At 38.7% G+C, this 12274-nt stretch carries 16 protein-coding genes; 2 read left to right on the top strand and 14 right to left on the bottom strand.

What is annotated here, in order from left to right:
- Positions 1 to 32: 32 nt before the first annotated feature.
- The 11 genes from E4661_RS06765 to cyoE form a co-directional block, all read right to left on the bottom strand.
- Positions 33 to 1145 (bottom strand): efflux RND transporter periplasmic adaptor subunit, encoded by a 1113-nt coding sequence (locus E4661_RS06765; protein WP_136466074.1) that lies wholly within the window; start codon positions 1143 to 1145, stop codon positions 33 to 35.
- A gap of 22 nt (positions 1146 to 1167) precedes the next feature.
- A complete protein-coding gene (locus E4661_RS06760; RefSeq protein WP_136466073.1) occupies positions 1168 to 2427 on the bottom strand; it encodes an ABC transporter permease in 1260 nt (419 codons plus the stop codon).
- 20 nt (positions 2428 to 2447) lie between these two features.
- On the bottom strand, positions 2448 to 3692 hold the full coding sequence (locus E4661_RS06755) for an ABC transporter permease (RefSeq protein ID WP_136466072.1): 1245 nt from the start codon (positions 3690 to 3692) through the stop codon (positions 2448 to 2450).
- A 112-nt stretch (positions 3693 to 3804) separates the two neighbouring features.
- The gene (locus E4661_RS06750) at positions 3805 to 4017 is read right to left on the bottom strand and encodes a hypothetical protein (RefSeq protein WP_136466071.1); all 213 of its coding nucleotides are present in this window, start codon (positions 4015 to 4017) and stop codon (positions 3805 to 3807) included.
- A gap of 5 nt (positions 4018 to 4022) precedes the next feature.
- Positions 4023 to 4559: a DUF420 domain-containing protein gene (locus tag E4661_RS06745; RefSeq protein WP_136466070.1), complete on the bottom strand. Its 537-nt coding sequence runs from the start codon at positions 4557 to 4559 to the stop codon at positions 4023 to 4025.
- Positions 4556 to 5302 (bottom strand): SCO family protein, encoded by a 747-nt coding sequence (locus tag E4661_RS06740; protein ID WP_136466069.1) that lies wholly within the window; start codon positions 5300 to 5302, stop codon positions 4556 to 4558. The genes E4661_RS06745 and E4661_RS06740 overlap by 4 nt, the downstream gene beginning before the upstream one ends.
- On the bottom strand, positions 5280 to 5915 hold the full coding sequence (locus E4661_RS06735; RefSeq protein WP_136466068.1) for a hypothetical protein: 636 nt from the start codon (positions 5913 to 5915) through the stop codon (positions 5280 to 5282). Before E4661_RS06735 ends, E4661_RS06740 begins: the two co-directional genes overlap by 23 nt.
- Positions 5916 to 6115: 200 nt before the next feature.
- Positions 6116 to 6499 carry a cytochrome C oxidase subunit IV family protein gene (locus E4661_RS06730; protein ID WP_136466067.1) on the bottom strand — a complete coding sequence of 128 codons (384 nt, stop codon included), beginning with the start codon at positions 6497 to 6499 and terminating at the stop codon, positions 6116 to 6118.
- A gap of 47 nt (positions 6500 to 6546) precedes the next feature.
- The gene (locus tag E4661_RS06725) at positions 6547 to 7521 is read right to left on the bottom strand and encodes a cytochrome c oxidase subunit 3 (protein WP_136466066.1); all 975 of its coding nucleotides are present in this window, start codon (positions 7519 to 7521) and stop codon (positions 6547 to 6549) included.
- Between the two features lie 92 nt (positions 7522 to 7613).
- Positions 7614 to 8195: a cytochrome c oxidase subunit 3 gene (locus E4661_RS06720; RefSeq protein WP_136466065.1), complete on the bottom strand. Its 582-nt coding sequence runs from the start codon at positions 8193 to 8195 to the stop codon at positions 7614 to 7616.
- Positions 8196 to 8201: 6 nt separating this feature from the next.
- On the bottom strand, positions 8202 to 9104 hold the full coding sequence (gene cyoE, locus E4661_RS06715) for a heme o synthase (RefSeq protein ID WP_136466252.1): 903 nt from the start codon (positions 9102 to 9104) through the stop codon (positions 8202 to 8204).
- 127 nt (positions 9105 to 9231) lie between these two features.
- On the opposite strand from cyoE, the gene E4661_RS06710 reads away from it, so the two are divergent.
- Both E4661_RS06710 and E4661_RS06705 read left to right on the top strand, forming a co-directional pair.
- Complete coding sequence (locus E4661_RS06710; RefSeq protein ID WP_136466064.1) at positions 9232 to 10110, top strand: MBL fold metallo-hydrolase; 879 nt, start codon at positions 9232 to 9234, stop codon at positions 10108 to 10110.
- Positions 10111 to 10275: 165 nt separating this feature from the next.
- Positions 10276 to 10647: a SnoaL-like domain-containing protein gene (locus tag E4661_RS06705; protein WP_136466063.1), complete on the top strand. Its 372-nt coding sequence runs from the start codon at positions 10276 to 10278 to the stop codon at positions 10645 to 10647.
- Between the two features lie 81 nt (positions 10648 to 10728).
- On the opposite strand, the gene E4661_RS06700 is transcribed toward E4661_RS06705, so the two are convergent.
- The 3 genes from E4661_RS06700 to gcvH are packed head-to-tail and all read right to left on the bottom strand — an operon-like array spanning position 10729 to position 12266.
- On the bottom strand, positions 10729 to 11433 hold the full coding sequence (locus E4661_RS06700) for an energy transducer TonB (protein ID WP_136466062.1): 705 nt from the start codon (positions 11431 to 11433) through the stop codon (positions 10729 to 10731).
- Between the two features lie 52 nt (positions 11434 to 11485).
- Positions 11486 to 11836, bottom strand: coding sequence for a VanZ family protein (locus E4661_RS06695; protein WP_136466061.1), 351 nt, complete (start codon positions 11834 to 11836; stop codon positions 11486 to 11488).
- A 49-nt stretch (positions 11837 to 11885) separates the two neighbouring features.
- Positions 11886 to 12266, bottom strand: coding sequence for a glycine cleavage system protein GcvH (gene gcvH, locus E4661_RS06690; RefSeq protein WP_136466060.1), 381 nt, complete (start codon positions 12264 to 12266; stop codon positions 11886 to 11888).
- Positions 12267 to 12274 lie beyond the last annotated feature (8 nt).

Here is a 12274-nt window from a genome sequence, read left to right as displayed (position 1 = left end):
ACAAGATTATGTCGAAAAATTTTGTTAAATGGTTAATTGATACTTTCCTCTTTCTCAATAGCGTTCCAAACTTTGATGTTATCTTCCTTATCGAGTCCTGATTTTACTTCGACAAAAATACCATCACTAACACCCAATTCAACGTCTCTACGCTCAAACTTTTGTTCAGAAGTTTCTATTTCAACGTAAGGTTTTTTAGTATCATCATCAAACTGGACCAACGCCTCTTTAAGGGCCATTACACTATCTGCGCGTGCCAATATAATGGAAGCATTTGCGCTTAACCCAGCTCTTATGAATACCGAATCTTGTTTTTTTAGAGTTCCCTTTATTTCAAACTGGATAGCTCCATTTTCTTCTTTTCCTTTAGGAGCAATGTAGTCCAAAACCGCATCAAAAACTTTATTTTCGATTGCTCCAACGGTTATTTCAAGCGGTAAATCTTCTTTTATCCTTCCCACTTCGGATTCATCAACTTTTCCCTCAAAAATCATCTTTTCCACATCCGCAACTGCGGCTATGGTGGTTCCTTCATTAAAATTATTGCTTTCAATAACTTGATTTCCCACTTCTACCGGAACTTCCAATACCATTCCACCAACGGTTGAACGAATCAAGGTGTTGGCAGCATTGCTAAAGCCAGATGTTGTTCCAGTTTTCACAATATCGTATCGTTTATTCGCGGCACCATAAGATTGCCTAGCCTGTTCAAACGCAACTTGGGCACGTTCTAAATCAGCCTTGGATATTACCCCTTTATCAAAAAGAGATAACTGCCTTTCGTAGTTTCGTTTTTGGTCATCAAGATTAATCTTAGCTTCATCTATGGCATTCTTCGCATCGTTCAATGCGCTCAAATTGGGCACCACCTTAATCTTGGCCAATAAATCACCCGATTTCACATAATCGCCTCCTTCAACGTAAATTTCCTCAATGACACCAGAAATATTGGGCTTAATCAATACCTCTTCCAAAGGAAGAATGCTGCCCGTTGCCACTGCTTTTTTTACAATGCTTTGCTTAGATAGTTTTTCCGTTTCGTACACCACGGGGTCCTCATTATTTTTTTGGTATAAATAATACATAGCTCCCCCAAAGACGATTACTATGAGCAATAAAATGATGATGGTTACCGATTTTTTCATTTCACTTATTTTGATTGATTTTTTATTCAGTTCGCAAAGCTTCTATTGGACGTACACGAATGGCACTGTTGGCGGGAATAAATCCTGCCAAAAGCCCCGAAATCATTAATATTACCAATGCACCAGAAACAACGCCCACACTAACGTTTGGGTTGATGAACATATCGACAGGCCCTACGCTATCTAACAATGAGTTAATCCCATAGATTACCAACGACCCAAAAATGATTCCAACCATGCCTGAAATAATGGTCAAGAAAATGGATTCCATAAGAATTTGTTTTTTAATGGACCAAGGTTGTTCTCCAAGTGCTCTTCGAATGCCAATTTCTTTGGTGCGCTCTTTTACCACAATGAGCATAATATTGCTTACTCCTATAATTCCGGACAGTAATACCATTATGCCAACGATATATGCGATGGCCTTTAGACCAACAAAGAGGCTTTCTACCCTATTGTACTGCTCATAGAGATCAAAATAACCTATGGCTCTTTTGTCCTCAGGATGCACTTTATGCCTTTTGCGCATCACGTTGATGATGTTCTCTTTTAGTTTGGAAATTGAGCTTCCATCTTTGGCGGTGATTGCCATCCAACCTACTTCCTCCCCTCTATTGAAAGCTTGGGAAAAAGAGGTAAATGGAACAAATATTTCTTTTTGGGCTTCCTCCCCATCACCATCATTGTTTTTTTTCTTATAAGTCCCGATAACCATAAAATTGACCCCTTGGATTTTGATGTAAGACCCCAAGATTTCCTCTCCCTTGTCATAAAGTTCTGATTTCACACCCAGACCAATCACCGCTACTTTCCTTTTCTCACGGATATCATTATGATTTATAAAGCGACCAGAGGTAACCGTCATTGGGTCTTGATTAATAATTTCCGGATAATCGCCATAAACGTTATAGGCTCCCACTCTAATCCCCCTAATTACATTACCAGCGCCTCGAAATCCCCCCAATTGGTTTCTTGGTGAAACGAAACGTAGATTGGGCACATTATCCCAAATTGCTTGTACATCGCTTACCTTAAATTCGAAACTTCTATCTTTTGGGAGGCCTTCATAAGGTTTGGTCGTTCTACGAGTCCACATGAACATGGTATTTGTGGCAATGTCGCCAAAGTCCGCCCTAATGCCATTCTCAAAACCTTTTCCCGCCGCCAATAAAACAATCAAGATGAAAATCCCCCAGCACACACCAAATGCAGTGAGAATGGTTCTGCCCACATTGCTTGTGAGCACCTCCAATATTTCTCTCCATCTGTCTCTGCTGAACATTTTTACTTGTCGTTATGAATTTACTCTTCTCTTAATGATTCGATAACCTGCACTTTTGCCGCTCTCAAGGCTGGTATCAGACCGGCCAATGCCCCGGCCAAAATCAACACCAACACGGTAGAAAAGGCCACATTGAAGTTTACTGATGGATTTACCACGTAATCAATTTGTACATGTGGTCCTAAAATCTCCAGCAGGGTCATGCTAAAAATCAAACCTGAAAATCCAGAAATAGCGGTCACAAAAATGGATTCGTGCATAATCATGCCTACTATTGACCATGGTTTGGCACCAAGGGCTTTACGAATGCCTATCTCACGTGTTCGCTCCTTTACCACGATCAGCATTATATTGCTGACTCCAACAACTCCGGCAATTATAGTGCACCCCCCGACGAACCAAAAGAACAATTTCATATTGTTGGTGATGCCATAATATCTTTTAGCCTCTTCCATAGCACTCCATACCTCCAAAGCACCATTATCATCCGGAGCAACGATATGTGCTTGTTGTAAATAGGTTCTCAGCCCATCTTTGAATTTTGTAGCTTGTGCAACGGCTTGCTCAAAGTTTTCAACCTCAGGAAGTGTATATGATAAACTATTAACTCTGTCCCCTCCATTAAAAACCCGTTGTGTTGTGGTTATTGGGATGTATATGCGTTCTTCCTCCCTGTCCTTCATCTCTCCAAAAACGCCCACTATTTTAAAGGGTATTCCTGAAATCTCAATAAACTCACCAACCGGAGAATCAACATCTGTAAAGACATCTTTTTTTATTTTGTCTCCTATTACAGCGACCTTACCTGTTGAAATTTCATCTTGATAGTTTATAAATCGACCTTCTTTCATTTTGGGCCCTTCAATGAATTGAAAATCTGAATTGATACCCTGAATGCTATACACCAAGGATTCTTTTCCGTAATTCACGGTGACATTTCGAACAAATATCCGAGGGGATTTATGTTCTACAGTCTCTTTGAACATTGCAGCCGTAGCCTCAAAGTTATCGTTATTGAATTGGATCCGCCTTCCAGGATTGAGACCCTTAAATTCTTTTGAAGTAATACCAGACCATGCCCATACACTGGTCATGGCATCTTGCTTGAACTCATGTTCAATGCCATTTTGCATTCCTTGTCCAAATCCAAGTAAAATTACAAGTATGAAAATACCAGATGCAACTGAAAGCCCAGTTAAAAAGGTACGTAATTTGTTCTTCCTTATGGTGTCAAAAATTTCTTGCCACCTTTCAATGTCGAACATAATGGTTGGTGTTGATGATTGATGAAATACGTTGACGTACTCTAATATGACAATAGTTATGCCATATTGTTACACTTTAAGTGTAAAAAAGTGCAAAAAGATTTAAAAAATGTTAGTTACGTAACTTCTTATAAACAAAATAGAAGAGTCCACCCACCAAAATATAAGGAATGGCCATAAGGTAAACGATACCATTATTGATTCCTTCCGCTGTGTTTCCTCCAATCTCACTTTCCACGACAGCTCTACACATGGCACACTGTGCTTCAGCCATGAGCGGAAAAACAGTAAAAATCAACAACACAATAACAGACCTTGCCTTCATTTTGCTCAATATTGATAGTAGGGTGAAATCATCACATACACGATAACCCCGGTAACAGCCACATATAACCAAATGGGAAATGTATATTTGGCCCATTTTCTATGGGCCTTATAGTCACCCAAATAGCCTTTTGAATACGTATTCAGCACCAACGGTATTATGACAATGGAAAGCAAAATATGGGTAAGCAAAATAAAATAGTAGATATATTTTATGGTTCCTTCCCCGCCAAAATCAGTTCTTGTGGATGTCATATGATATGCAACATACATTACCAAAAACAGTACCGAAAGCACAATGCATGTGGTCATCAACCTTTGATGTAGTATTCTATTGCCATTTTTTATTGCTATCACCGCAACAACAAGCAAAATAGCGGTTAGGCCATTAATTGATGCATAAATTGGGGGTAAAAAGGTAAGTGGTTTGGCATTAGGTATCTTGTACATAAAAAGCAGCACAACCAATAAGGGCACCGCAATGGAAACTGCCATTATCCATTTTTTGAATTGTTTTTCGTTTGCCGAAATTGTTTCTTTCATTTCTCCAACAGTAGTTTTTTAATATCCTCTTTTAACATTGTTATCTGCTGTGCCTCGCCCTCGGCATTCACGCCCTGTTTTTCTGTAATTGTGCCCCTATAATATATTAAAGGATTTCCATGTGCATCGTCCCTAGAACGAATGTATCCTTGTTTATCTACTAAAGCGAACATTCCGGAGTGCTCAAATCCACCTGGAGCATCTTCCACTTCATTCGCCACTATATAGAACCCTTCTTGTGCCAACCTATAAATGGTATCCCTATCCCCGGTCAACAAATGCCAATCCTTATTTTTTATTCCGTATTTATCCGCATAGTTTTTGAGTACTCCAGGAGTATCGTAACGTGGGTTGATAGTAAAGGAAGCAACCCCAAAGTCTTCAAAATCCTTAAACGTATTTTGCAACTCCACAAGATTTTTGGTCATTACAGGGCAAATAGTTGGACAAGTGGTGAAGAAAAACTCAACAACATATACTTTGCCCAAGTAATCCTTATTGGAGACCAAGGTGCTATCTTGATTTAAAAAAGAAAATGGGGGCACCTTTCTTTTTTGACCATTACCCACCACATAGCCAACCTTTTGTTGCAGTGATTGCACGCTCATTCTATCCTTTTCGACCAGCTCCCCATCTTTGAGTTTTTTGGTCATCTCATATACGGCGAAAATTCCAAAAATCAGAATAACGGCTGATATCCAAACGTAATTGTATTTCCTCTTACTGTTCGCTCCTGTCGGCATTGTTTTTCTTTAAGGCAAGACGATATTCGGCAAGAATAATCTTGACATCGTCTTCCATTTTATTGTTCAGTTCCGCTACTGAGGTTGTATTGAATCCATATTTGACACCGTCATCTTCGTCATCGTTTCTTCCCCTAAGATTCAAATCTTTATCTATTATAAACACATAAGGAGTGGCCATGGTTTCATCGAGTTTCAAATCGGTTCCCATTGTTTCGAAAAACGAAGCAATTTCTTTTTGAGTACCGAAGGCAAAATTCCACTTGGTGATTTCGGACAATTTCCCCAGTTCTTTTTTTAAAGAAGCTACTTTATCTTGAGTTCCTTCGGTGGCCAGCATTACAATCTGAAAATCCTTGAACTTCCCGAAACGTTTATAAATTTTTTGATTAAGATTGAAGGCATTTCCTTTTCTTTCATCCACTTCGTTTCCCAAAAAACCTAGAATGGTAATTTTATCCTTTAAAGACACATCTCCTTCAAAATTGGACAAATCTGGGATATTTTCCGTAAGTGTAGGTAATTTACCAAAGTTGTTCACTCCCGAAGCAAAGAAAAGGTACGCTACCAAAGGAAAGATAAATAGAACAACTAAGACAAATGTTTTTTTCATCTGTTTAAAACTTTATGGCTCCCAAAAAATGAAGAAACCTAAAATTTCTTCATATTCAGTAATTCACATAAAAAATTCCATCACTCCTAGAGGTAGGTTTAGTGTTGAGATTTGTTTATGCTCATTTCATAAGATTTTGGGTTGTGCAAAAATAAAAAAGACGGTTATAAAACCGCCTTTTCAATTGTTAATACTTTCTTTTAGAAGTTCCATGCAAAATACCCTTCTTTGAAAACAGTATAAATATAATCTGCTTCAAATAGGAGGATAAACACCAAATAGCATATCAAAAATATTGGCGTCCATACAATTGACCTGCGCAAGGCACTCTTCTCGTCACGCAAGTGCATAAAATCCCAGGCAATGTAATACGCTTTTACCAAGGTCAGGATAATGAATATCCAGTTAAGGAGCTTCATTCCGATAAAGTAGTTTTTTGTGAAAATTTCAGGCTTATAAATCCCCAAAACGACCTCTACTGCTGTTACAAGGGACAAAAATGCCAATACACCCCAAATTTTTTGGACGTTCGACTTGAATTTCCAAAGCCCTCTAAATATTTCCAGTTTATGCTCGTGTGCCATTATATATTATTGTTTGAATTCCTGTACTCCCAGGAATGACATAAAAATTATACCAAATAAAAGAATGTAAATACGAATACCCATACCAAATCTACAAAGTGCCAGTACAGACCAACTTTCTCAACCATTTCATAGTGCCCACGACGTTCATAGGTTCCTAAAATGATATTTAAGAAAATAATGATATTGATGATGACCCCTGAGAACACGTGAAACCCGTGGAATCCGGTAATGAAAAAGAAAAAGTCTGCAAAAAGTCGACTTCCATATTCGTTATGGATAAGGTTTGCCCCTTCTACTACCTGCACGGCATCTTTAAGTTTGACCAAAGATTCTTGACGTGACAAAAGAGTTTTTTCACCTTCTTCATTAATGGTCTCGGTACGAATCAATATGTTTGGCGTCGCTTTGAATCCGGCCACTACTTCGTTCAAGGAAAACGAAGTTTGGTGTCCTTCCTGCATGAACCAAACACCTTCACTGCTCTCGTGCTTCACTCTATCTTCTGGTAGAACTTTAGAAAAATCGGCCAAAGCAGCTCTTTCGCCGGTCTCAGCATCGACAAACTGAAGAATTCGTCCTCCCTTTGTTTCCAATGCCCCAAAATCTCCTTTGATAAATGTTGCCCATTCCCAAGCCTGCGAACCCACAAAGATGGCCCCACCTATAATAGTTGCGAACATGTACCAAATAACACGGTTTTTCTTCATTTTATGCCCAGCATCCACAGCTAACACCATAGTAACGGAAGACATAATCAGAATAAAGGTCATAAAGGCCACATAAATCATGGGGTAATTCCCGTGGAAGAAAGGAACGTGGGTAAACACCTCATCGGCAATCGGCCAAGTTTCAATAAACTTGAACCTGGAAAAGCCGTAGGAAACCAAGAAGCCAGAAAAGGTCAAGGCATCCGAGACAATAAAAAACCACATCATCATTTTTCCATAGCTAGCGTTCAGTGGGCGATTTCCGCCATCCCAAACGCCTTCATCAGTACCGGTAGTCACCGTTGTATTCATAAAAAAGGTCGTTTTAATAAAACTTTCACAAAAATACACCTTTTGGTGTATTCGAAAAGATAAACTTTAACGAAAACTGTTTAGATATATTTTTATTTCACGAAATACATGAATAGTATTAAATACACCCATAGGAAATCCAAAAAATGCCAAAAAGTAGCGCCTAGTTCCATTCCCAACATATTTTCAGGCATATATTTTCCCCGTAGTTGTTGCACCATTACCACCAACAATGAAATCAACCCCGCAACAACGTGTACAATATGGACAGCGGCTATCAAAAAAACATACGACATTTTGATATTACTGGTCGGGCCCGTAAAGTAATAACCATTTTCGAGCATCTGGGAAAATCCCATAAACTGCATAACAATAAACGCAAGCCCCAACACAAGGGTGATTACCAATAAAAGTGTTCCTTTGGATTGGTCATTTCTGCTTACAGCTAGTTTTGCCAAATAATAGGTTACACTGCTTAAAATGATAATGCCAGTACTAAAGAAAAAGGCTTGTGGTAATTCCAAGTCACTAATCCAATCTTCTCTTTTACTACTTACGATATATGCACTCGTCCATCCGGCAAACCCCATGATCAGGCTCAAAATACCGAACCACAGCATCATTTTTTTTGCACGTTTGTTTTTTACTTCAATATCTACCTCGGTCAAATCCATAGTGGTTTAGCTTACAAACTTATCTATTACGTATATTATTTGAATCAATGAAATATAGGTCACGCTGGCCAGCATTAACCTTCTAGCGGATGCATTATCTCTTTTTTCATACAGTTTAAAAGCGAATATCAGCATTACAAATCCCGCAATCAATACAATGACAGCTGCGGGAATGGATAAGTGCAACCTTCCCGTAAAACCAAAAGCTGGCATAACGGAGATAACCATCATCCAAATGGTATACAAAATAATCTGAAGTGCTGTTCCCGCATCCTTCTTACCTGTAGGAAGCATTTTAAACCCTCCCTTTTTATAATCATCATCAAGCATCCATCCCAATGCCCAGAAATGGGGGAATTGCCAAAAAAACTGAATCATAAATAAGGTTCCTGGTTCAATACCAAACTCATTTGTTGCTGCCACCCATCCCAACATAAAGGGAATAGCTCCTGGAAAAGCTCCGACAAACACCGAAAGTGGTGTTTTGGTTTTCAAAGGTGTATAGACACTTGTATACAGAAAAATCGAAATGGCTCCGAACATTGCCGTTTTTGGGCTTAGCATGTATAAAGCCACCACGCCAGATACGGTCAATAATATTGCAATTGCCATCGCCGTTTGAACTGTCATTCTTCCCGCCGGAATCGGACGGTTTTTGGTTCTACTCATTAGAGCATCCAAATCTTTTTCAATGACTTGGTTATATGCGTTAGATGCGCCGACCATGCAATATCCACCAAAGGCAAGCAATGCAACCGACATCAAATCGATTTGGGAAGCTCCTAAAAAATAGCCGGCTATGGAAGAAAAAACCACACTAACGGCCAGTTTGGCTTTAGTGATTTCCTTAAAATCGGCAAAAGTCAAAGTCAAAGGTGTACTTTTTACGGAACTTACGGCAGGTTTCATCCACAAATTCAATTGGCTGGCAAAGATAACTCTGGGATATCTCATTTCCAACCTATTGTTAGTCTTTATGTTATTTTTGAAAAGACCTTGCGTCTTATTAATTGCAATCAAACATAAAACTTTAATTATGCGCGCCTCCTTATTTTCTTTGATATTCTTTTTGACATTTTCAATTTACGGTCAAGATGTTACCATTTCAATAGACACCTTAAGTGAAAATACTTATATGCTAACCGGCAGGGGTGGAAATATTGGAATCTACGTGGGAGATAATCGGGTGTTCATGATCGATGACCAATTTGCCCCTTTGAGCAACAAGATAAAAGCAGCGATTGCGACGCTGACAAACAAACCTATATCCTATTTAGTCAATACACACATGCATGGAGATCATACTGGTGGAAACGTTAATTTCAATTCAGAGACCACAACTCTTATCGCCCATGATAACGTTCGGAAAAAACTTAAGAAAAATGGACTTAAAAATGTAGAAGCCAACAAAATGAGCCCGTCAGACTACAAAAAAAGTTTGCCTGAAATTACCTATTCGGAAGGAATGACCTTTTATGACGGAGATGAAACCATAATGGCCCTACATGTTCACAATGCTCACACCGACGGTGACACCATGATCTATTTCCTGAACGAAAATGTACTGCACATGGGAGACACCTATTTTTCTGGAAGATATCCGTACATAGATCTTAACAATGGAGGTAGTATACAGGGGTATATTGCAGCACATCATAAAGCATTGCTGTTAATTGATGAAAACACGAAGATCATCCCTGGCCATGGTCGACCTTCTAACAAGAGAGAACTGGAAACCTATACCGCAATGTTGAAAGACATTCAGGCTATTGTTCAAAATGAAATTGATCAGGGAAAGACCTTAGATCAGGTCAAGAATAACTCTTCCTTACTATCCAAATATGATGCAACCCATGGCAACGGTTATATCAATCCTGAAAAAATGCGTGAAACTTTATACAGAAGTTTAAGATAAATTTTAAAGGATGGCCATTTCACTTTAGGCCTTGTTCATCATAATCATTCATTCTTTTCGATATATGGGAAATCCATAATAGTATTCGGGAAAAATCTGCAATTCGAACCGCTCACTCCGCCAGTATTTTTGCTTAAACAAAATATTAATCTTAAATACTTATCAATGGAAACTACAATACAAGAGCAAGAAATGTTGGCAAAGACCAGTGAAGTTATCAACTTATTAGCTGAGGGAAAGTTTATTGAGGCAATGGAGAATTATTTGGCGGATGACGTTCAACTTTTTGAAGGAAACAACCCGGCAAAAGTGGGCAAGGAATTCTGTCTTGCGGAGGAGCAAAAATTATTGGATACAGTAACTGCCTTTCATGGCTATCAGATTATCAGTGGCCCCGCTGTAAAGGGTGACACTACTTTTTATGAAGCCGTTATGGAATTTGATACAAATGATGGAACTAAACATCGTTTTGAACAGGTAGTACGTACTCAATGGAAGGATGGAAAAATCGTCAATGAGCGCTATTATCATGCATAGCCAAAACTACTGAATAAAAAAGCCCTAGCTTAAAAAGCTAGGGCTTTTTCCATTCCCACCTCAGCAGGAACCTTAAATATCTTATTGTAGCTTAAAGGTAATTGGAATACTAAATGGAACTTTCACCGCTCTACCTCTTTGCTTACCTGGAGTCATTTTTGGTAACTTTTGAATGATACGCAAAGCTTCTTTTTCTAAGTTTTTATCAGGCCCACGCATTCTAATATTACCGATACTTCCATCTTTTTGGATAACGAAAATTACGTTTACCCTTCCCTGAACACCCATTTCTTGGGCAATTTCTGGGTAACGGAAGTTTTTACGGATATGCTTCTGCATCATCTCCTGAAAACATGCTTTTTTATTTTTTGATCTTTCGCACCCAGGAAAAACTGGTACATCTTCGATTACCGCAAAAGGAACTGAAATATCTTCCTCCACTTCTTCAACCTCTACTTCTTCCACTTCCATAACCTCTTCTTCTTGGCTAGTTTCTGTGGATTCGATAACGGTTTCCTCAACTTCTTCCTCATCTTCAACAACCTCGATTACCTCAGGAGCAGCTGGAGGTGGTGGAGGTGGTGGAGTTTTTATCTGTTCGGTCATTGGCACTTCCTCGTCCAATTGATCTTCGACATTCATTGAAATGTCATAATCATTTGCCTTATCGTATTTTTTCCACTCCATGGCTCCATAAACCAACCCTAAAACAGCGGCTAGCCCTATTACAAAATAGAGTGAACTGTTTTTTCCTACATCCGCTTTTGGATTCTTTTTTAGTTCCATCGTTTTGATTTTAGTGTTTGCTAATTTAATTATTAATTGATGAAATAAACAATTAAAATTTCCATTTTAACGGCCTTTCTTTAGAAAAATACCATTTAATTAAGACTAAGCCTACAATTGCACCAAGGGTGTTGGCAATAACATCTCCAAACTCAGCCATACGGTCAATGGTTATGGTATGTTGCAAAATCTCAATAAACATACCATAAAAAACTGCAGCAAAACCTATTATAACCGTACTTTTCCTCAATGCGATACCACCTTGGGTTCGCTCGCGTAAAAAAAGGCACCCCAAAATAGAAAAAACAAGATAAAAAGTAAAATGGGTAATCTTATCGGCATAGGGAATGTTTAATTCACCAACATCCAAATTAAAGTCCGAAAAAGAAAATAAGCTGAGCATTGTTATAAACAATATCCAACTTAGAAATAAAATGGTAAAAATGTATGTTTTAAGCACCAATCAATGCCTTATAATCTTCATCGCTCATTAATCCCTCTGTTTCGGACGAATCACTCATTTTTATTTTAATCATCCAACCTTCGCCATAAGGATCAGTGTTCACCTTTTCCGGCTCATCTTCCAGAACCTCATTAAACTCAATAATCTCGCCACTTAATGGCAAAAACAAGTCAGAAACGGTCTTTACAGCCTCAACTGTACCAAATACCTCTTCCTTGTCCAAGGTTTCGTCTACCGTTTCTACTTCTACATATACAATATCCCCCAACTCGCCTTGGGCAAAATCCGTAATACCTACAGTGGCAACATCTCCTTCGATTTTAACCCACTCATGGTCCTTTGTGTATTTTAACTCTGCTGGTATGTTCATTGTTTCGT

Origin of the sequence: Flagellimonas onchidii (assembly GCF_004804315.1) — a bacterium.
Taxonomy (GTDB): Bacteria; Bacteroidota; Bacteroidia; order Flavobacteriales; family Flavobacteriaceae; genus Flagellimonas; species Flagellimonas onchidii.
The sequence above is the reverse complement of the archived record's forward strand: the minus strand, read 5'-3'. Positions and strand labels throughout refer to the sequence as shown.